Annotated in this window: 15 protein-coding genes and 1 tRNA gene; 8 read left to right on the top strand and 8 right to left on the bottom strand. The window is 73.6% G+C overall.

Going from position 1 to position 20,768, the window contains the following annotated elements:
• Positions 1-109: 109 nt before the first annotated feature.
• On the bottom strand, positions 110-1,399 hold the full coding sequence (locus tag ACFC1R_RS26465; protein WP_375942675.1) for an MFS transporter: 1,290 nt from the start codon (positions 1,397-1,399) through the stop codon (positions 110-112).
• 202 nt (positions 1,400-1,601) lie between these two features.
• On the opposite strand from ACFC1R_RS26465, the gene ACFC1R_RS26460 reads away from it, so the two are divergent.
• Positions 1,602-2,474, top strand: a complete 873-nt coding sequence (locus ACFC1R_RS26460; protein ID WP_375942673.1) for a hypothetical protein — start codon at positions 1,602-1,604, stop codon at positions 2,472-2,474.
• Positions 2,475-2,596: 122 nt separating this feature from the next.
• Entirely contained in the window at positions 2,597-3,106 is a 510-nt protein-coding gene (locus ACFC1R_RS26455) for a DinB family protein (protein WP_375942671.1), read from the top strand.
• Positions 3,107-3,214: 108 nt separating this feature from the next.
• On the opposite strand, the gene ACFC1R_RS26450 is transcribed toward ACFC1R_RS26455, so the two are convergent.
• A complete protein-coding gene (locus tag ACFC1R_RS26450; RefSeq protein WP_375942669.1) occupies positions 3,215-4,555 on the bottom strand; it encodes a hypothetical protein in 1,341 nt (446 codons plus the stop codon).
• A 168-nt stretch (positions 4,556-4,723) separates the two neighbouring features.
• On the opposite strand from ACFC1R_RS26450, the gene ACFC1R_RS26445 reads away from it, so the two are divergent.
• Complete coding sequence (locus tag ACFC1R_RS26445; protein ID WP_375942667.1) at positions 4,724-5,311, top strand: hypothetical protein; 588 nt, start codon at positions 4,724-4,726, stop codon at positions 5,309-5,311.
• 73 nt (positions 5,312-5,384) lie between these two features.
• Here ACFC1R_RS26445 and ACFC1R_RS26440 read toward each other — a convergent pair whose 3' ends face one another.
• The 4 genes from ACFC1R_RS26440 to ACFC1R_RS26425 all read right to left on the bottom strand — a co-directional run bounded on the left by ACFC1R_RS26440 (position 5,385) and on the right by ACFC1R_RS26425 (position 12,867).
• Complete coding sequence (locus ACFC1R_RS26440) at positions 5,385-6,302, bottom strand: hypothetical protein (protein WP_375942665.1); 918 nt, start codon at positions 6,300-6,302, stop codon at positions 5,385-5,387.
• A 195-nt stretch (positions 6,303-6,497) separates the two neighbouring features.
• Positions 6,498-9,752 carry a bifunctional cytochrome P450/NADPH--P450 reductase gene (locus tag ACFC1R_RS26435; protein WP_375942663.1) on the bottom strand — a complete coding sequence of 1,085 codons (3,255 nt, stop codon included), beginning with the start codon at positions 9,750-9,752 and terminating at the stop codon, positions 6,498-6,500.
• Positions 9,753-9,947: 195 nt separating this feature from the next.
• Positions 9,948-10,628: a hypothetical protein gene (locus tag ACFC1R_RS26430; protein ID WP_375942661.1), complete on the bottom strand. Its 681-nt coding sequence runs from the start codon at positions 10,626-10,628 to the stop codon at positions 9,948-9,950.
• Between the two features lie 223 nt (positions 10,629-10,851).
• On the bottom strand, positions 10,852-12,867 hold the full coding sequence (locus ACFC1R_RS26425; protein ID WP_375942659.1) for a glycoside hydrolase: 2,016 nt from the start codon (positions 12,865-12,867) through the stop codon (positions 10,852-10,854).
• Positions 12,868-13,103: 236 nt separating this feature from the next.
• Here ACFC1R_RS26425 and ACFC1R_RS26420 point away from each other — a divergent pair, with 236 nt between their 5' ends.
• Complete coding sequence (locus ACFC1R_RS26420) at positions 13,104-13,811, top strand: ABC transporter ATP-binding protein (RefSeq protein WP_375942657.1); 708 nt, start codon at positions 13,104-13,106, stop codon at positions 13,809-13,811.
• Positions 13,808-16,156: an FtsX-like permease family protein gene (locus ACFC1R_RS26415; RefSeq protein WP_375942655.1), complete on the top strand. Its 2,349-nt coding sequence runs from the start codon at positions 13,808-13,810 to the stop codon at positions 16,154-16,156. The genes ACFC1R_RS26420 and ACFC1R_RS26415 overlap by 4 nt, the downstream gene beginning before the upstream one ends.
• 58 nt (positions 16,157-16,214) lie before the next feature.
• Here ACFC1R_RS26415 and ACFC1R_RS26410 read toward each other — a convergent pair whose 3' ends face one another.
• Positions 16,215-16,640, bottom strand: coding sequence for a CBS domain-containing protein (locus tag ACFC1R_RS26410; protein WP_375942653.1), 426 nt, complete (start codon positions 16,638-16,640; stop codon positions 16,215-16,217).
• 343 nt (positions 16,641-16,983) lie between these two features.
• Here ACFC1R_RS26410 and ACFC1R_RS26405 point away from each other — a divergent pair, with 343 nt between their 5' ends.
• Positions 16,984-17,466 (top strand): DUF5994 family protein, encoded by a 483-nt coding sequence (locus ACFC1R_RS26405; RefSeq protein ID WP_375942651.1) that lies wholly within the window; start codon positions 16,984-16,986, stop codon positions 17,464-17,466.
• 196 nt (positions 17,467-17,662) lie between these two features.
• Positions 17,663-17,736, top strand: a tRNA-Met gene (locus ACFC1R_RS26400).
• Positions 17,737-18,024: 288 nt separating this feature from the next.
• On the opposite strand, the gene ACFC1R_RS26395 is transcribed toward ACFC1R_RS26400, so the two are convergent.
• Positions 18,025-18,957: a MerR family transcriptional regulator gene (locus ACFC1R_RS26395; RefSeq protein WP_375942751.1), complete on the bottom strand. Its 933-nt coding sequence runs from the start codon at positions 18,955-18,957 to the stop codon at positions 18,025-18,027.
• 113 nt (positions 18,958-19,070) lie between these two features.
• On the opposite strand from ACFC1R_RS26395, the gene ACFC1R_RS26390 reads away from it, so the two are divergent.
• Positions 19,071-20,573 carry an alpha/beta fold hydrolase gene (locus ACFC1R_RS26390; protein ID WP_375942650.1) on the top strand — a complete coding sequence of 501 codons (1,503 nt, stop codon included), beginning with the start codon at positions 19,071-19,073 and terminating at the stop codon, positions 20,571-20,573.
• The last annotated feature ends 195 nt before the right edge of the window (positions 20,574-20,768 follow it).

Below are 20,768 nucleotides of genomic sequence, written 5' to 3'. Positions count from 1 at the left end.
GCGGTGGGTCCTCGGGGACTGCGCCGGGCTGTCCTCCCGACGGGCCCTCCCATCGGGTCCGGCCGTCGGGTCCGGCTGACGGGCCAGGCCGTGGAGCCGGGTCGCCTGGTCAGACCGATGCGCCGGGTCGGCTCCGGGCGTCGGCGCCGCGCATCCTGCGTACGGACGGGACCGCCAGGACGGCGGCGGCTGCCGCCAGTTGCCACAGGGCGCCGAAGCCGAGCACCGCCGAGGTGCTGCTGTGGGCGGCGATCGGGCCGGCGAGTGCCAGACCGACCGGGCCGAGGACGAACGCCCCCAGGGCGCCGAAGGAGTTGATCCGGGCCCGCACGTCCGGTGGGACGTTCTGCTGGGTCGTCGTGGTGAAGAGCGTGTCGACGACCGCAGCGGTGCAGCCCGCCAGCAGTGCGGCGAAGGCCGTCCAGAGCAGCGGGAGGCGGGCGGCCAGCGCCGCCGACGGCAGGGCCCAGCCCAGGGTGCCGAGCACGGCCGCCACCAGGGGACGGCGCGGCCGGCGGCCGAGCATGGCCAGCCCGCCGAGGACCGCCCCGGCACCGTAGAGGGCCATGACCAGGCCCCAGGACCGCGCGCCGCCCAGGCGCTGCTGCGCGGTGAGGGGACCGAGGATCAGGAAGGGCGCCCAGACCAGCAGATTGAACAGCCCCATCTGGACCGTGGTGGTCCAGAGCCAGGTCCGCGAGCGGAACTCCGACCAGCCCTCCCTGAGTTCGGCCAGCACGGAGTGCGGTTCCGCCCCGGTCTCCGCCCTGCGCGGCGGAACGGCGAGCCGGGCCAGGGCCAGGGCACCGACCGCGTAGGTGACCGCGTCCACGGCCAGGACCGAGGCGGGCCCCTGGGTGGCCGTCAGGACTCCGGCGACCGCAGGTCCGGCGACGGTACTCGCCGATCTGGCCAGTCCCAGCAGTGTGTTGGCGTCGGCGAGACCGCGCTCGCGGCTGACCAGGTCCGGGACCAGCGCGCCCAGCGCGGGGAGGAAGAACCCCTCCCCGACACCCCAGACGCCGACCAGCGCCACCATGGCCCACAGCGGCGGACGCCCGGCCATCAGGACGGCGGCGAACGCTGCCTGGGTGACGAGTCGGAGCAGGTCGGCCGCGAGCATCACGCGCCTGCTGCCCAGCCGGTCGGCGACCACTCCGCCCGCCAGCAGCACCAGCACGATCGGCAGGATCCTGGACGCCATCACCCAGCCGAGTTCGGAGCCGCCGCCCCCGCTGTCGAGGACGGCGAAGGCCACCGCGACGGGCGCCATCGACGACCCGAACAGCGAGGTCGCGTAGCCGACGAAGAACCAGCAGAAGTTCCGTTCGGACAGCACTGACAACCGGTCCCGGAGAGTCGGTTTCGGCTCCTGGACCGGCTTCGTTTCCGTTGCCATGAGCGGCAGTCTGCCGTCGGCGCTCCGGGCGGCACAAGGTTTTCGGCCAAAAAGTTGAGCCTTTCTGAGGCAATTTCCCGGATGAGGGTGATTGCCGCAGTAAATAGCTTGTAGAAATGCCTCTGAACAGTGACTTTCTCTCGATCCGAGGAGACTCTGCGGTGTACTTCCGGAAGGTTTTTACTGCGGGAAAGAGGGGCTGATGCAGCCGGTCGAATACGCGGTCGCCGTCGAGCGGTACCTCGCCGCCGCCGAGCTCGGCGAGGGCTCCCGACGGATCTATCGGATCGCCCTGACCAGCTGGGCCTGGCTGCTGGTGGAGCGACCGGTCCCGGCCGGCCGCGAACGGCGCCGGGCGCGGCCGCCGGTCGTCCCGCTGGCCCTGCTCGACCACCCCGAGGCCGTCGGCCGGCTCGCGGACGCGCTCGCGCGGCGCGCCGTGGACGCGGATCCGCGCACGCTCAACCGCGAACTGTCCATCCTGCGCGGCGCCGTGGCCTGGTGGCGCACCCAGGGCTGGCTCCGCGCCGACCCGATGGCCGGCCTGCGCCCACCGGCGCTGCCCCGGCACGCCGTGCCGCCGCTCGGCCCCGAGGAGCTCCGGGCGCTGTTCGCGCTCCGCGCTCCGCTGCGCGAGCAGGTCACCTGGCACCTGCTGCACGAGACCGGCGGCACCGTCGAGGACGTCCTCGCCCTCGACGTCGACGACCTCGACCTGCTCCACCGCCGCACCCACCGGCGTCCGGGACGGCCGCTGTTGCAGTGGCGCGCCGGAGCCGCCCGCCTGCTGCCGCTCCTGGTCATCGGCCGCACCGGCGGCCCGCTGCTGCTCACCGACCGCCGGGCCGCCGCGGGCACGCCCGCCGCCGACCTCTGCCCGCACAGCGGCCGCGGCCGGCTCTCCTACCGCCGGGCCGCCGAACTGTTCACCGCCACCACCCGCTCCGTGGACCCCGGGGGCGGCGGCTGGACCCTGCGCCGGCTGCGCCCCGCCGTCCGGCCGGTTCGGGAGCCGCGCTCCCGGGCCGGGCGGGAGGTCGACACGGACCGTCCGGAGTGCCGGGGAGGGGCGTGAATTCGGCTGTGCCGGGGCAGGATGGCCGGAAGCGGGGACCGCTGGGCGCCGCCCCTGCACTGCGCAGGGCCGGCCGGCGGATCTCCGGCCGATCCCCTCGGAGCATCCAGGAGACCGAAGCCGTGGCAGCCGAGCAGAATCCGCACAGCAGTGAACGCGCCGACCTGCTGGAGGCGTTGGCGAAGCACCGGGACCTCCTCCGCCGCACGGTCCGCGACCTCACCGACGAGCAGGCGGCCCGGCGCACCACGGTGAGCGAACTCTGTCTGGGCGGCCTGATCAAGCACGTGGCCGGTGTCGAGGAACGCTGGATGCGCTTCGTGGCCGGGGGAGCCGAGGCGATGCGGGGTGACACGGGCGCCTGGGCGGACCAGTTCCGGATGTTCGACGGTGAGACGCTGTCCGGCCTGCTCGACCGGTACGGCGAAGTGGCGAAGGGGACCGAGGAGTTGGTGACGGCCCTGCCGGACCTCGAGCAGTCCCGTCCGCTGCCAAAGGCGCCCTGGTTCGAGCCGGGCGCCAGGTGGTCCGTGCGACGGGTGCTGCTGCACGTCATCGCCGAGACCGCGCAGCACGCCGGGCACGCCGACATCATCCGCGAAGCCCTCGACGGGGCACGGACCATGGGCTGAACCCCGGGCGTTCCGGGCCGGGGCCTTCGGGGCCGTCGGGGCTCACAGGGGCGGTCCGGCAGGCGCGGTGGCTCAGGCCGCAGTTGCGACGGCGGCTCGGGCGGCGGCTCAGGCGGGCGGGGACCCGGGCGGCGGTGATCCCACCTTTGCCCGGTCGAGCAGGTGGTGCATCCCGGCGACGGGTACGGCGGGGTTCGCGGCGGCGCTGCGGGCGGTCTCCGTGCCGTGCAGGAGAGAGGTCAGTACGCGGGCCGGAAGACGGGCGTCACCGGCGGCGGCGTTCCGGATCCACTCCTGCGGGTCGTCGAGCAGCCGCACCACCGAGGCGGGTGAGAGCCGGGCGTCCCGCAGGGCCCGGTAGCGGACCTCGGGGTCCTGGTCCCGGCTGCGGAGTTCGACCGTCTCGGTGGTCGACTCCGCCGCCGAGCAGTCCGGTTCGTCCGTGGAACGGCTCGGCCGAGGACGCGGGTGGGCCCGGGTCGCGGCCCTGCTGCGGACCAGCGAGTCGGGGTCGGCGGCCAGCGCGCCCAGCAGTTGCACGGGCAGGTCGGGATGGCGTGCCATCTCCGCCCGGACGCGGGGATCCCGGTCGGCCGCGAGGGCGGCGTACCCGGCCTCGGTGAGCGGTTCGCCCATGGTCGCGGTGAGCATGGCGAGCACGGTCCGGTCCTCGGGGGCGGCGTCCGCCAGCAGCTGCGTCCGGTCGGGGGCGGAGAGGTGCCGGCTCTCGACGAGCCGACGCCGTACCGTCCACTCGGGGTGGGCGAGCCAGGCCGCGACCACCTCGGGGGGCAGCTCCCGGTCGAGCAGGGCCGACCACACCCGCTCGGCCGGGTCCACGGTCAGCAGCCGCCGCAGTACGGAGACGGGTGCGGCCGGGTTCCCGGCCAAGCCCTCCAGCCAGGCACGGCGCAGCCGTTCGGGGGCGCTCGTGAAGCGCCGGAAGGACTGCCAGCAGGCCGCGTGCTCCTCCGGGCTCTCGGCGGCCCTGGCCCGTGCCTGTGCCTCCAGCCGCTCACCGAGCCGGTCCACGGCGATCAGCCAGACCGAGTACTCCTCGGTCGTCACGCCCAGCAGGCTGTCGCCGTCGGCCGAGAGCGTGACGAACTCGGGTCGGCCGGGCCGTGGGCCCAGGACCCCGGCCAGGTCCCAGTGTTCGGTGAGGCGCACCCTGAGCCAGCCCCGTGGCGAGGTGAGTGCGTCGAGGAGGAACTCCCCGTCGGTGCCGAGCACGCCGTACTCGGTCGCGAGCCGGCGCCACTGCGCGTTGAGCTCCGCGACGAGATCCGGGTGGTCGTCGCGGACCTCGGCCGTCGGCCGCGTCGATGCGGCGGCCACCGGTCGCCAAGCCGCCTTGGGGGGAAGCACGTTCACGGCTTCGCCGTCGCCCACGATCTCCAGCCCGGCCCGCCGCAGCAGGTCCGCCAGCTCACCGTTCCCAGCCGTCATGTGGCCATCCTGCACCAGAGGCGGCCGGGAGCGGGTCCGATTCGGCACTGCCTACGAAGGTCTGACGCGGTGCCGACTCCGGCCGCTGTGCCGGCCGCTGTGCCGACTGCTGTGCCGGCCCGGGGCCCGGTGGTGCGGCGGTCCCGGTCCGCCTGGTAGGCATGGCCCGTGCGCTTTGACACCGTTCCGATGCCGCCCACCGTCGACTCCAGGCCCCGCGACACCCGCGGTTACCCCGTTCCGGCCATCACGCCGTGGCAGGGGGACGAGCCGCAGTTCGCGCTCACCGACTACGGGCGCAGTGCCGACTGCGCGCGGGGCAGGCTGTGTTCGGTCTGCAACACGCTGATGCCGCGCGGCCCGGTGTGGCGCGTGGTGGGTGCCGCCGAGAGCGACGCGATCGGTGCGGCGCTGGCCGCCGGGCGGCCGTACCGGAACCTCGCCCCGACCCTGGAGGGTCCGGGGCACCGTGCCTGCATGCTGTACGCCTCGATGGTCTGCCCCTACCTGGCCCGGCCCAACGCGCGGCGCGGGCTCTCCGCCGACCGGCCGGACGAGATGACCGAGCACGTGGTCCGGGGGGCGGTCCGCGGGGCGATGGGCGCGGTGGTGGGGTTCGGCGACTACGAGTACGCGGTCACCGACTCCCAGGTGCTGTTCCGTTTCCTGGACGTGGTCGAGTTCCTGCCGCACGACACCGCCGACGCCCATCTGGACGAGCTGAAGGCCGAGTTGGACCGCCTGGCCGGGAACTGACCCGGACCGGCGACCCGACTCGGCCTCCTCGGACTGCCGTTCTGTCGCTGACTGCCTGCCCCCCCGGGAGCGGTCAGCGGCGGAAGGCGGGCATGCCGGTGCTGGTGGAGACCAGCGTCGGCTTGGCGGAGCCGTCGGCCGGGACGGTGGCGATGCCGCCGGTGGTGCGGGCCGCGATGGTCTTGCCGTCCGGGGACCAGGTGGGCTGGACGTAGTTGGCGGTGGCGCCCGGGGTGAGGTCCTTGGCGGTGTGCTGCTGGCTGTGGATGTCCATCTCGAAGAGGTGGTTGTGCCCGTCGACCGAGCGGACGAAGACGATCTCGTCGCCGTCGGGCGACAGGGCGGGCTGGGAGCCCTTGGTCGTCGCAGCACCCTGCTGGCGCAGGTAGTCGTCCCGGATGAAGACCTCGCCCGTGTTGCTGTTCGCGTAGACGGCGCTGCCGTAGCTGCCGCCGGCGCTGGGCCACACGTTGCCGGTCTGCGGCAGCGGCTTGGCGTCGTCGTCGGAGTAGGTGTTCAGCGAGAGCACGGCCGGCTTGCTGTCGTGTGCGGTGGCCACCACCCGCAGCAGGGTGGAGACGCCGCCCTTGTCCGCGCTGAAGATGATGTTGTTCTTGGCCGGGAGCCGGTACTCCGGCGTGGCGGCCGCCACCTGCCAGGTCGGGTGGGACCAGATCTGCCCGCCGGGGTTCCTGGCGACGACGACCTTGCCGCTGCCGTCCGCCTTGGAGACGACCAGGCTGCCGTTGGTGCCGTCGATGAAGGCGGCCTTGGAACCGTCCGGGGACCAGGAGAGGTCACGGAGCGGGGTGCCGAAGTCGACCGACTTGCCGTTGATCACCACGTACTTGGTGCCGTTGCTGATCGTCAGGCCCTTGGGGGCGGTGGCGGCGCTCGCCGAGCCGGCCGTGAGCAGGGCGACACTGGTGGTGGTGACGACGGTGGTGAGGGCGATGGAGGCTGCGCTGCGGAGCCGGGTACGAGCGGACATGGCTTTCCCCCCAGGGAAGTCGGCGGTGCGGTGTTCAGCGTTCGCGGGAGCCGCGTCCACCGTCCTCCGGGGTTCCGCCCGTTCGACCGGCTGCTGCTCTGTGCGATGTGAAGATCCTGTCAGTCCGAGATCCAGGTTCCGTGTGTGCAGTGTCTTCGCCGTGTAACGGCGTTCGGCACGCCGTGGGCCCGGTGCTCAGCCGCCGCCCCAGATGTCCTCCAGGTAGCGGTCGGCCTCGCGCAGGCCCGAGAGCCAGGCTTCGCCGTCGGCGGCCGTGGTGCCGGTCTTGCGGCTGAAGACCTCGGCGAAGGCGCGGCGCACGTCCGGGGCCATCCGGCTGGCGTCTCCGCAGACGAAGACCACCGCACTGTGCTGGAGGAGGTCCCAGACCTCGTCCTGGTGCTCGGCGATGGCCTGCTGGACGTACGTCTTGGGGTGGCCGGGCCGGCGGGAGAAGGCGGGGCGCAGCCGGACGATCCCGGCGTCCTCGAAGCCGCGCAGCTCCTGCTCGTAGAGGAAGTCCTGTTCGGGGTTGCGGCAGCCGAAGAAGAGCATGGACTCCGCGACCGGGACGCCCTGTGCCTGCTGTGCGCCCCGTTCCTGCAGGAACCCCCGGAACGGGGCGAGGCCGGTGCCGCAGCCGACCATGATCATCGGGGTGTGCGGGTTCTCGGGCGGCCGGAACGGGATGGTGGGCTTGCGGACGAACGCGAACACCGTGCTGTCCGGACCGCTGTCGGCCAGGTGGCTGGAGCAGACGCCGTGGAACCGCCCCCGGCCGGACCTGGCGGGGGCGTCCACCACGCCGGTCGTGATGCTGCAGGTCTCCGGGGAGACCAGCGGCGAGGAGGAGATCGAGTAGTACCGGGGGCGCAGCGGCGGCAGCAGGTCCAGGAAGTCCGCCAACGGCAGTTCGCAGGAAGGGAATTCGCCGAGCAGGTCGAGCACCGACCGGCGCGGCGTGAAGACCCGCTCCTGGTACGCCGAGCGGCCCGCCTCGTCGTCGGCGGCCAGCGCGAGCAGCTCCGCGCGCTGGGCGGAGTCCGCGGTGTGGGCGGCCATCGTCTCCAGGTCCGAGCGGGTGGCCACGTCCTGCAGTTCGACGCAGCTCGCCAGCACGCCGATCAGTGGCACGCTCTCACCGGTCGGCAGGTGGGTGGGCGCACCGGGGCCCGGAGTGATGGTGACGTACGTGCCGAGGTCCAGCTTGAACTGCTGTACCGCCCGCAGGACCTGGTCGGCGCTGTTGCGCGGCAGCACCCCGAGGTGGTCGCCGGCCTGGTAGGCCGTCCCGCTGGGCAGGGCGATCTCGACGTGCCGGGTGGAGCGCTCGGGCGGCCGGCCGTCGCAGCGCTGCAGCTCGCGGTTGGCCCGGACGGACGCCGGCTGCGCCCGGTAGGAGACCACCACGGGATTGGTCTCCCGCTTGTTGACCATGGAGACCGCCAGCCGGGGCCCGGCCTTGGCCTGCGCGCCCACCTCGGCGGGCAGGCCGAGGGCCTCGGCGAGGGCGGACCACAGGCCCGCGTGCCAGGCCCGGTACTGGCCGTCGAAGTCGCCCCGGGCGTCACCCTCGCCACGCGGGTGGATCCGGGTGGCGCCGTGGGCCGCGAGCTCGGCGTCGAGCAGTTTGGGTACGGCCTGGTAGGTCGCCGCCCAGTCGCTGTGCCCGCAGCCGAACACGCCGTACCGGACGCCCGCACAGCTGTCCGGGGCGGTGTCCGCGGCCCGCAGCCAGTTGCAGAAGGCGGTGGCGTTGTCGGGCGGAGTGCCGTTGTAGGAGGAGCTGACCACCACGACCGCGCCCTCGCGGGGGAGCCCGCCCGTCCGGTCGTCCAGGGGTGCGAGGGAGACGGTGAAGCCGCGCTCGGTCCCCTCCCGCGCCAGCTGGGTGGCGATGCCCTCGGCGGTGCCGAGGTTCGAACCGAACAGCACCAGCAGCGGGGTGCCGTGGCCCTCCACCGCGGGCGCCTCGGACACCGCCGGCCGGGCCGTCGGCCGGGCCGCCGGGGCCGCCGCGAGCACCGGCGCGGTGAGGGTGCGTCCCGCGCGCGGTGCGACCCGGATCCGCAGGCCGACCGGCTTGATGGTCAGGGTCTGCTTGACGCTCAGCCGGTAGTCGAGGTGATCGATCAGCTCGAACCGCTGCAGCAGCATGCCCAGCACCAGTTGGGCCTCCTGCATGGCGAACTGCCGCCCGATGCAGGCCCGTTGACCGGTGCCGAAGGGCTTGTACGCGTTCGGCGGGAGCTTCGCCCGGCGCTCGGGGCTGAGGCGGTCGGGGTCGAACTCCTCCGCGTCGGCGCCCCAGACCGCCCTGTCCCGGTGCAGCGCGGGGATCAGCACCGTCAGCGGCTCGCCGTGCGCGACCGCGTACCGGCCGCCGATGACCGTGTCCTCGAACGGCGACCGGGTGAACGCCGGAGCGGTCGGCCACAACCGCAGCGTCTCCTCCAGGATCTGCCTGACGTAGGTCAGCCGGTGCACCTGCTCGTACGTGGGCGGGACGCTCGGGTCCGTGCCGAGCACCTCGTCCACCTCGGCCCGGGCGCGCTCGACCACCTCGGGGTGCTTCAGCAGGAAGTACACCGTGAAGGAGAGCAGACCGCTGGTGGTCTCGTGGCCGGCGATCAGGAAGGTGATGCACTGCGCCCGGATGTTCTCGTCCGGCAGGCCCTGTCCCGACTGCTTGTCGACACCGGCCAGCATGCAGCCGAGCAGGTCCCGGGTCCCGGTGTCCCCGGACTCGCGGCGCTCCCGGATGATCCGGTCGACCGTCCCGTTCATGTACGCGACGTCCTGCTGGAACCTGTGCTGCGCCCCCTTGCGCAGCGGGGCGACGAGGTCGGGCACCCGGGCCCGGTGCTGCGCCTCCAGCAGGGTCCGGACCATCGCGTCCACGAAGGGGTGCGGCGTCTCGCGGTAGAAGGAGTTGAACCGGTAGTCGAAGCCGCACAGCGCGATGGTGTCCAGGGTCAGCCGGGTCATGTCCGCGGCGACGTCGGCCTCCTCGTCCGGGTTGAGTCGGGCCCACTTGTCCATCAGCTGCCCGGCCAGGTCCAGCATCATCGGCAGGTAGTCGCGCATCGCCTGCATGCCGAAGGGCGGCATCAGGATGTTGTGCGCCCGGTGCCACAGCGGGTCGTCGGTGTCGGCGCTGAACAGCCCGGCGTCGATGGCACCGCGCAGGTTCGCCAGTCCGCCGCCGACCAGCTTGTCGAACCGGCTGTCGTCGCAGACCTCGTCCACCAGGTCGATGCCGGAGAGGATCACCCGGTCGCCGGCGGGCGTCTGCAACCGGTAGATCGGGCCGTACTCCCGGGCCAGCTCCACCATGTTCTCGACGGGGTTCCCGTGCGAGAGCTCGCGGATGTTGCCGAGCACCGGGAGCCCGTGCGGGCCGGGGATCTCCTGCAGGTCCTGGGCCTCGGGGCCGGTCGACGTCGTCATGGCAAGTCCTCCGGGGGCACCTCGGGTGTCGGTCCGTCGTCCGGACGCGCGCGGCCGGGAGGCTCGGCGACGGAACCGAACGGCGGGCCCTGGCCGCCACTCCGAGCATGCGCCCGCCCCCCACCGGCCGCAAGATCGGCCACGGCGGGGGCGGGCGCGACCGGGCGGACCGGCCGCCGAAGGCGCCGGCCGTCGTCAGCGGTCGGTGCGCGCCTGCTCGAAGCGCGAGGCGGTCGCCAGGATGTGGATGCTGGCCACCAGGGTCCAGACCGGGAAGGCCAGTTCGAACCAGGCGACGCTGCTGACCATGACGAGCAGGACCAGGGCGGTCAGGTAGCCGAGGTGGGCCAGCCAGCGCGGGGTGATGCCCAGGCGCCGCCCGATCGTCGAGACGGACAGGGTGAAGACCGCGGCCATCCGCATCGAGTACGTGGTCAGCAACTGGTACGCGGTGCGCCCGAACTGCCACAGCTGTTCCTGGTAGCCGGTCACCGCCGTGCCGGACGGCCCGGACATGGCCAGCAGGCCGCCGGCGAAGGCGGCGTCGGCGAAGATGGCCGCCACCAGCAGCAGACCGCTGCCGAGGAAGACGGTCGCGAAGAACCTGTCCTCCAGGGGACCGATCCGGTTGCGGATGACGGCCATGAACCAGAGGAAGGAGATCCCCGAGAACGGGACGAGGTTCAGCGCCACCTGGAGCGAGTTCCGCCGGGTGGGCTCGGTGAGCCACTGGCCCGCGTCCGAGACGTGCGGTGGCACCGCGCTGCGGACCAGGACGATCACCGTTCCCAGCAGCAGCGAGAACACGATCCCCGCCACCGCCGCGGCCCGGGGCGCCCGCAGTGCCTGCTCCGCCGTAGTGGCATCCGCCCGCATCGCGTGCTCCGTCTCTTCCGCTGCCCCGCAGCTGCCCGGCTCGGCGCCCCGCTCGCTGCCCGCCGGGTGCCCGTCGGCTGTTCGTCGGGTGTCCGCCGGGTGTCCGCGCTCTCCCGCGAACACCAGCAAGCCGCCACCCACCCGCCACCGCCAGCCGGGCCACCCGCCGGGGTGACGCGGTCCTCGGAGTGGCCGCCTCCGGGAGGCGGGGGCGGGGGCGGGGCTAGCGGGCCGGCAGGGTGGTCGGGCAGAGCCGCTGCGGCTGCTTCCCGCCGAGCTTCGCGTCCACGCAGCCGGGCGGCAGCGAGCCGTACGCGGTGGTGCCGAAGTTGGCCGTGACCTGGAGTACGCCGCTGCCGAACGTGGTCCGCTGGACCTGGTGGTCCGGCGTGAGCCAGCGGAAGTCGGTCATCGGCTGGGTGCCCGCGGCCTGGTGCAGCGGCGCGAAGTAGTGCTGCAGCTCGTCCAGTTGCCTGCCCTGTGCGGTGAGGGTCGGGCCGTCGAGCACCAGGTTCAGCGGGGTGTTGTAGAGCATGGCGAGCAGTGCCCGGTCGGTCTGCAGCGCGGGGAGCTTGCTGTACGACAGTTCCCACCGGTCGAGGTTGACCTGGGAGTCGTGCAGCGCGGTCTCGTACAGCGGGATGCGGTACGCCGGGTCGAACATGGCCTTGGTGAGGTCGGGCGGCAGCGTGACCGGCTTGAAGAAGGTGCCCGGCGCCCCGGCGGGTGCGTACCCGCCCCAGGCCGCCTTGTCCCGCTCCAGGGGCCACAGGCCGTCGGCCACCGGGGTGGACGAGCCGTGGCTGAAGGCGAGGACGGGACTGGCCCAGCTGCCGGCGCTCTCCGAACCGAGGACCAGCTTGTCGGGGCCGGACAGCCGGCGCATCCGGGTGAGCCGGTCGGCCTGGTCCTGCAGCTGGTTCATGGGGTGGGCGGAGCTGTAGTCGTCGTACAGCTCGCCCGCCGCGTCGACGTCCAGGAAGTAGCTGGTGGCGCCGTTCGCGGTCATCTGCTCGGTGCGGTCGGCCAGGTACTGCCGGCCCGCCGCGCTCTGCTCGAAGGCGTGCGAGCCGAGGTAGCAGCCGCGGTCGTGGAAGCCCGCCTTCACCGTGCCGTCCTGGTTGCGGACGCAGTAGTCCGGATAGACCGGGGACGGCCAGCTGGAGGTCGGCGCGTCGGAGGTCTTCGGGTCCTGCCCGTTGGCGAAGGAGTCGTACGGTCCGACCAGGTAGCCCGCCCGCTTGGCCGCGGCCACCGCCTGGGCGTCCATGGGCTGCCCGTCGGCGTCGTAGCCGAGCCACATCCGGCTCAGCCCCAGTGCCTGCATCCGTGCGACGCCCTGGGCGGTCCGGGCGGCACCCCAGGTGTAGGCGTGGAACGCGCCGAGGAGCTTGCCGACCTCCGGGTTGGCGGCGATCTTGCTCTTCAGGGTGACCAGCTGTCCGTGGTCGGCGAGCCAGCGCCGGTAGTCCAGCGCGGGCGCGACCGGGGACGGGTCGGTGAGGGCGAAGGTGACGGTGTAGTCCGTGGTGGCCGCCCGCGCGGAGAAGGTGTGCACGCCGGTGCCGTGCAGCCGCTTGCCGTCGGACGCGAAGCCGAGCGAGGTGCCGATCGGCTGCGGGACCAGGTAGCTGACGCCGCGGCCGCCCAGGGTGTAGCCCCACAGCGGCATGGTGAGGTCGGCGGTGAGGTCGTAGCTGTGCCCCGCCAGGCCGGTGGAGTCCGAGTTCCACCACTGGTCCGCGACCGGCACCCCGAGCCCCTCGCCGCGCGGGAGCTGCACCTGCGAGGCGGCCGGGTCGGTCCCGGTGACCGGCCAGGACAGCGTCGAGCCGTCCTTCGCGCCGTGCACGGTGACCCGCAGCCGGCCCTGCTCGGCCGCCGCGGTCACGGTCAGTCCGCGCTCGGGCAGGGTCCAGCTCGCCCGGTCCCGGCCGACCTCGACGGGACCGGGGCGGCCGAGCGGCTCCGCGGCCGGTGCCGACAGCGTCAGCTCGCCGCCGTCGGCCGCGCGCACGCCCACGGCCAGCGAATCGGTCCGGACCTCGGCCGTTCCCCCGGCGACGGGTATGCCGACGTACCCGTCGTGCAGCCGGATCTCGGGCCGGGCGCTCGCCCCGGAGGCGGGGGAGAACCCCACGCCGCACAGCGTGCCCGCGCCGGTCACCACGAGCGCGGCCGCCACCGCGGCGCGGCGCCGCCGGGGCCGCGCGAACTGACGGAATGTCATGGAATCCATGCCTGGATCGTGGCGGCCCCGTCTAAGAGCGCTCCTTATGACCGGCGCAGGCCGGGGCTCGAACCCCGACCCCGAACCCCGAACCCCGAACTCCGAGGCCCGAGGCCCGAGGCCCGGCCGGTGCCCGCCGTCCCGGCCCTCGGCAGCGCCGCCCTACATCCGCAGGATGACCCGCCCGACCGGTTACCTCGCCGGGCTGATGACCGGCCCGGCCGTGGCCCCGTAGTTTTCAGACCATGATCAGTGAAGACGGTTCGGGGCAGGTGATCGTGCGCCTGGACGGCGTGCGGAAGGAGTACGGCGACTCCGTCGCGCTCGACGGCGTGTCGTTGGAGATCCGGGCGGGGGAGGCGGTCGCGGTGATGGGACCGTCGGGCTGCGGCAAGTCCACCCTGCTCAACATGATCGCCGGGCTGGACCGCCCGACGGCCGGATCGGTGGTCGTCGGCGGCGAGGACCTGGCGCAGCTGAACGAGACCGGGCTGGCGCTGTACCGGCGCCGCCGGATCGGCATGGTCTTCCAGTTCTTCAACCTGATCGACGACCTGCCCGCGCTGGACAACGTCGCGCTGGCCGCCCAGCTGACCGGCACCTCCGCCGGGCAGGCCCGCAAGCGCGCGCTGGAGCTCCTCGACGAGCTCGGCATCGCCGACCGCCGGAACACCTACCCGGCCGCGCTGAGCGGCGGCGAGCGCCAGCGGGTGGCCGTCGCCCGGGCCCTGATGAACCGTCCGGCCCTGCTGCTGGCGGACGAGCCGACTGGCGCCCTGGACAGCCACGCCGGCGAACAGGTGATGGACCTGCTGATCGACCTCAACCAGATCGGCCAGACGCTGCTGATGGTCACCCACGACCCGCGCCTGGCCACCCGCTGCGCCAGCCGCCTGATCGAGGTCGCCGACGGCCGGCTGGTCCGCGAGAGCGCTCTGGAGCGCACCCCGTGAGCGGCGCCGTCTGGCGGGCCTCGCGCGCGGCGGTGCGCCGCCGCCGGTTGCAGACCTTCGTCATCGGTCTCGTCGTCCTCACCTCCACCGTCGCGCTCGTGGTCGCCCTCGGTCTGCTCGACGCCGCCTCGGCCCCGTTCGACCGCACGTTCGACCAGCAGCGCGGCGCCCACCTCGTCGCCACCTTCGACCCGGCCAAGGCCACGGACGCCCAGCTGGCGCAGGCCGCCCACCAGCCGGGGGTCACGGACGTCGCCGGGCCGTTCGCCCAGGTCGTCCTCACCGCCCCGCCCGACCGGTCCGCCCCCGCGGCGGGCGTGGAGACCCCGCCGCCCGGACCGATCACGGTCGTCGGCCGCGCCGACCCGGGCGGGCCGGTGGACCGCGTCGACGTCTGGAGCGGCCGCTGGGTCACCAAGCCCGGCGAGGTCGTCATCATGCGGCCGCCCGGCGAGAACTGGGGACCGAACGAAGCGGTCGGCAACCGGCTCGTCCTCCCCGGCGCCCCGCCGCTGACCATCGTGGGCTTCGCCTCCAGCCTGAGCCAGACCGCGGGCGCCTGGGTCTCCCCCGACCAGATGCCCGCCCTGCACCCGACGGCCACCCAGCTGCTGCTCCGGTTCGCCCGCGCGGGCTCGGACGGCCAGGTCCGGGACGGCCTGACGGCGGTCACGGCCGGGCTGCCGCAGGGCTCGCTGCTCGGCTCGCTGTCGTACCTCGCCGTCAAGCAGGACATGACCAGCACGGCCAACGCGTACGTCCCGTTCCTGATGGCCTTCGGTGTCCTCGGGCTGGTGGTGGCGGTGCTGATCGTCGCCAACGTGGTCAGCGGCGCCGTCGTGTCGGGGGCCCGGCACATCGGGGTGCTCAAGGCCATCGGGTTCACCCCGAACCAGGTCGTCGCGGTGTACCTGGTGATGGTCCTGGTCCCCGGGGTCGTGGGGTGCGTGCTCGGCGCCGTCCTCGGTGCCCTCGCGGCCCATCCCCTGCTGCACATGGTCTTCACCGGGTTCGACTACGGGTACTTCACCGCCACCCTCAGCCCCTGGGTGGTGGTGCTGACCCTGCTGGGCATGCCCGTCGTCGTCCTGCTCGCCGCGCTCGTCCCCGCGCTGCGCGCGCACCGGCTGTCGGCCGCCCGGGCGATCAGCGCCGGCAGTGCCCCGGGCACCGGACGCGGGCTGCGCGTTCAGCGCCGGCTCAGCGGCACCCGGCTGCCGCGTGCGGTCAGCCTGGGCCTCGGCCTGCCGTTCGCCCGGCCGGGCCGCACCGCCATGACGCTCACGGCACTCGTGCTGGGCGTGACCACGGTGACGTTCGCCGGCGGACTGTCCTCCTCGGTCGCCGCGTTCGTGGACGCCGGCCGGGACCACATCCAGTCCGTGAGCTACGTGGGCGACGCCGCGGTCGGACAGGTCGAACCGAAGCTGACCGACGCCCAGATCGAGGCGAAGCTGAGCTCCCTGCCCGGCGCGGTGCACGTGATCGCCGCCGCACCGGTCCAGCTCCGCATGGCGGGGGGTGCGCAGTCCGTCCGGGCCTGGTTCCTGCGCGGGGACTCGGCGAGCATGAGCTCGGCGCTGGTCAGGGGCCGCTGGATGAAGGGAGCCGGCGAGGTCGTGGTCGGGACGCCGTTCGTGCGCAAGCACCACCTGGCGGTCGGCGACCACTTCACGCTGGCCCTGGACGGCAGGCAGCAGTCCGTCACCATCGTCGGCGAGACCCTGGCCGGCGACGCGGACCGGGTGGAAGCCACCTGGGAGACGCTGACCGCGTTCGCCCCCGACCGGGACAACAGCCGGTACGTCAACCAGTACTGGGTCCAGCTCGCCCACGGTGCGGATGTCGGGGCCTTCGACAACGCGGTCAAGGCGGCCGAACCCGGCCTCTACCCGTCGGAGACGAGCGACCTGAGCTCGGTCACCGTCACCATCGTCGGTTCCTCCTCGGTGCTGACCCTGCTGCTGACCACGGTCGCGGCGCTCGGGGTCTTCAACACCGCCGTCCTCAACACCCGTGAGCGCCGCCGCGATCTGGGCGTGCTGAAGTCGATCGGGATGACGCCGCGTCAGGTGACGGCCATGGTGGTGACCTCGATGGCCGCCCTGGGCCTGGCCGGCGGACTGCTCGGCGTCCCCCTCGGGATCGTCGCGCACCGCCTGATCGTCCCGGCCATGGTCGAGGCGGTGGGCAGCTCCCTCCCGCCCGCCCTGATGCAGGTCTGGCACGCCCCGACCCTCGTCCTGCTGGTGCTGGCGGGCGTGGCCATCGCGGTCCTCGGGGCCCTCGTCCCGGCCCGCTCGGCGGCCCGGCTGACCATTGCGGAGGTGCTGCGCAGCGAGTGACCGGCCGTCGGCCGGTGGCCGTCGGCGGGCCTCCGCCGCTGTGAGCCGCGACCGCCGGTCACCGCGCGACGGTCTCCAACATGCCGGTGACCCGGTCCGCGGTGATGATGCCGAGGACGTAGCCGTCGTCGTCGATGACCGGCCAGACCGCCAGGCGCTTGATCCTCATCGTGATCGCGGCCATGGCCAGGGCCATGGTCGGCCAGGCGAACGGCCCGCGCTGGTGCCTGGTGTCGCGGAGCGGGGTGCGCTCGGTGTACCAGGCGTCGGCCAGGAACGGGTGGAGCCCGACCCGGGTCACCACGCCCTCGCAGCGGCCGTTGTGGTCGCGGACGACCAGGTAACCGACGTGGGCGCTCCGGAAGATGTCGTTGGCCTGGTCGACGGTGCTGTCGTCGGCGATCTGGTACTCGAACGGTTCCATGGCGTCGGCGACCGTGAGGCCGGGCCCCTGGCCTGTGGACCGGATCGGGTGGGTGGTCATGGTGTCACCGAGCCTGCTCCCGGGCCGTCCCCCGTCTGCCCGGCGTCGTGCCTCACCCAGAACGAAGCCGGAACGGTGACCGGGATGCGAAGTGCCCTGGATGGCTCCAGGCTACTCCGGACGGGGTCGGACCGGGGTCGGACCGGGGTCGGACCGGGGTCGGACCGGGGGCAGGCCGCGACGCGCCCGCGCGGTCCGGGCGGAGTGGGTCAGGGCGGAGCACCGCTGGGGCGGAGTACCTTGGGAAGCAGCCGAGGACATGTCGAATACCGGTATCCACGCCGGTGTCGCCCTGGGTCGAGAGCGGTCCCCCACCGGGGACCGGACGGGCGGCCTACCGATGATGCCGATTCCTCTTCCCTCCCCCTCCTCACCGGGCCCGTGGTCCGTACCCGGCGCCCCGCTGCTGCCGAGGCTGATGCTGGAGCCGACCCTGCTGCGCACCGGCATGTTCGACGGTGCCTGGTGGCCCCGCTCGAACGACGTGCGTGCCGAACTGCCGGACCTGATCACCGCGCTCAGTGCCCATCTGGGCCCGATCTTCCGGGTCGGACTCGACACTGCGGCGTGGGGCGACGTCCCGCGCCGGGTGATGTCGAGCGGCGCTCCGGTCAAGGTCAACTGGTTCACCGCCAGCGGGGACACCATCAGCCTCGTCCGAGGCATGCAGGACGATTTCCTGCTCCTGGTCGTGCCACCCGGTACCGATCCGAGGACGGCCGCCGCCGCGATGGCCGGTGCCGCCGCCACGGGCAACCACACCCCGGCGGCCCAACTGCTCGCCGTCGTCGGGCGCTGGGAAAGGGATGCCGTTGAGCCGGGTTGAGCGGGCGGCCGCACGGTTTTCGGCGCCCGGTACTTACCCGATGCCGCGCCCGGTACATCGGCTGCGAAATGCTTTTGAGCGGTTATGGCGGTCTTCTGCGGCAGTCTCCGGGAACCCGCGATACCCGCTCTCGTCCACTCCCGAATTCCCGGGATTTCCCAGGGCCGTCCGAGTGCTGTAGAGTCTGGTTTACCGACGCGGGGTGGAGCAGCTCGGTAGCTCGCTGGGCTCATAACCCAGAGGTCGCAGGTTCAAATCCTGTCCCCGCTACTCAGTAGCCAGAAGGCCCGGCAGATTCGTCTGCCGGGCCTTCTGCGTTCCCCGGTGTTTTCCCCGGGGGATCGGGATCGGGATCGGTCGGCTGCGGATTTCCGGCGGGTGGACGGCGGAGCGCGCGCGGACCCGGCCGCTCCCGTCGCCGCTCGCCGTCCTGCCACTCGTACCGTCCGACGCTGCTGCCGCGCTGCAGCGGTACCGTCACGGAGGTCTGCCCCGACTCGTGCACGACCGACACGGATGCGACGCAGGCCGGCGCGACCACCACGGAGGGTCGGCGGCTCAGTGGGCCCCGGGCGCGGTCTGGGCGTCCAGGGCGGTGCGGAGCCAGTCGTGGGCGGCGCCCATCGTGGGTTCCGGCGGGCCGGACGGCGGGGCGGTGAGTTCGGCGGTCAGCTGCCAGTAGCGGCCGACCAGGGGATCGGCCGTCAGGGCGAGTACGCCGCTGAGCTCGCGGCGGAAGGCGGGGGTGTCCCGTAGGCCGCGCGAGGCGGCGTGGGCGGCGACGAAGCAGTCGAGTGCGTCGCCCTCGTACGGCGACCGCCGGGCCCGCAGGTCCGCCGAGGCCAGCGCGTACGCCTCGCCGAGGCCGTCGTAGAGCACGTCCGGACGGTAGGTCCCGTCGGGCCGGCGGGACTCGGGCCGGCAGCGGTCGCCGGTGAGGCGGGGGTCGGAGGCGAGGGCGTGCAGCCGGGCGAAGGCCAGGACCTGGGCCGGGGTCGGATCGGCGGGGGGTTGCGGAACCGCCTGTTCGAGGATGGCCGTGACCAGCCGGGCCGGCAGCCGGGCGGGCAGCGCGCACCGCCAGAAGCGTGCCAGGGCGGTCGTGTCGGGCGGGGTGGACACGGCGCCGACCAGGCGCAGGCGGTCGGCGCGCTCCTCGGGGCCGCAGTCCCGAAGCAGCCGGAGGGCGGCCTCCCGCCAGCGCAGGGCGGCCAACTGGGTTCCCAGATCGCTTAGTTGGCGCGCGATGGCGTCCTCCAGCGCGCCCTCCAGCGGATCCTCGTGGTCGAGGATCCGGCTCACCTCCGGCACCGGCAGGTCGAGAGTGCGCAGCGAGCGGATCAGGCGGAGCCGGTCGAGTGCCCGGGGGCCGTACCTGCGGTGGCCGCCGGTGCTGCGGGCGGCCTCGGGCAGCAGGCCGCGGTCGGAGTAGAAGCGGACGGTCTTGACGGTGACGCCCGCGTGCTCGGCGAGCTCCCCGATGCTCCACATGTCGTCAGGGGACAAGACTTGAACCTCCCTCAGGGGGAGTTCCTACCGTACCGGTGAGCGCGGACGGCCCGGAGACCGACCGTGCGGACCAAGTGGCGTGCGAGGAGGCAGCGATGACGGCGTTCGTACTGGTGTCGGGCAGCTACACCGGTGGCTGGGTGTGGCGGGAGACGGCCGACCGGCTGCGGGAGTCGGGTGCCGAGGTGCACCCGGTGACGCTCGCCGGGATGGGGGAGGACCGTCATGCGGCGGGGCCCGGAACCGACCTGGAGACCCACATCGAGGACCTGGTGCAGCTGATCGATCAGGTGGACGCGCCGCAGGTGGTGATGGTCGGTCACGACTACGGCATCCACCCGGTGCTGGGCGCGGCCGACCGGCGCCCGGAGCGGATCGCCCGGATCGTCTACCTGGACGCGGGCCTGCCCCGGAACGGCGACGCCGTGCTCGACCTGCTGCCCGACCCTTCGGTCCGGGAGCGGCTGCTGCACCGCGCCGAGCAGTCCGAGGACGGCCGGCGGATCGCCCCGCCGTCCCTCGACGAGCCGGAGCTCTGGGGCAGCCTGGCCGGCCTGACCGAGGAGGCGCGGGACCGGCTGGTCCGCCTCGCCGCACCGCAGCCACTGGCCACCCTCACCCAGCCGCTGCGGCTGTCGGGGGCGGTCGCCGGGGTGCCGACGTCCGGCATCCTCTGCACCGCCAGCGGCGTGAGCATCGACCTCCTCGAAACCCTGCTGCGGATGGGGGAACCGCGCCTGCAGGCACTCGTCGACCCCCGGGTGGGCTTCTTCGACCTCGACACCGGGCACTGGCCGATGCTCTCCGTCCCCGGCGAACTGGCCGAGGTGCTGCTCCGGGCCGCTGCCGGGGAGGGGCACCGGCTGGTCGCGCCCGAGCGGCCCGGGCATCTCGGACCGTTCCTGCTGGAGGTGCCGGAGCGGCCTCGTGAGCGGGTGGGACGGGTGGATCTCCATCTGCCCGATGCCGACGGGCCCCGTCCGGCGGTGGTGTTCGTCCACGGCGGCCCGGTTCCCGCCGACGCGCAGCCCACGCCGCGGGACTGGCCGAGCTTCGTCGGCTACGGCCGGTACGTGGCCGGCCTGGGCGCGGTCGGGGTGACGGTGGATCACCGGCTGCACGACGTCGCCGACTACGGGCGTGCCGCCGAGGACGTCGCTGCGGCGGTCGAGCTGGCCCGGGCCGATCCGCGGGTGGACGGGGACCGCGTCGCGCTGTGGTTCTTCTCCGGCGGCGGGCTGCTGTCGGCGGAGTGGCTCTCGGCGCCCCCGCCGTGGCTGCGGTGCGTGGCGGCGACCTATCCCGTGCTCGCGCCGATGCCGAACTGGGGGTTCGCGGATTCCCGGTTCAGTCCCGCGGCCGCGGTGAGCGGTGCGGGGGACCTGCCGATCGTGGTGACCCGGGTGGAACTGGAGATCGCGGAGATCGCGGGGACGATCGAGGAGTTCCTGACCGCCGCGAGGGACTGCAAGGCCGATGTCGAGGTGATCGACGTGCCGCTCGGTCACCACGGGTTCGAGACGATCGACCACACCGAACCGGCGCGCGAAGCGGTGGAGCGCGCGGTCCGATCCGTGCTGGGCCACCTCGGGGGCTGACGCCGCCACGGACACCTGCCGGGGCCCCGCGGCGGCTCGGGCCCCGGCAGGGCGGGGGCTTCGCGGGCGGATCGGAGAGCGGCCCCTGGCGCGGGGGCGACGGTCCGACCCCGATCGCTGACGTGCCGCGCGCCGCGCTCGGCACGGTCCTGGCTGCCGAGGCCCGCGTACGAGCGCGGCGCGCGGCACGTCAGC

Source organism: Kitasatospora sp. NPDC056138, assembly GCF_042264695.1.
Classification (GTDB): Bacteria; Actinomycetota; Actinomycetes; order Streptomycetales; family Streptomycetaceae; genus Kitasatospora.
Note: the sequence above shows the minus strand (reverse complement) of the source record. Positions and strands in the feature narration are given on the sequence as shown.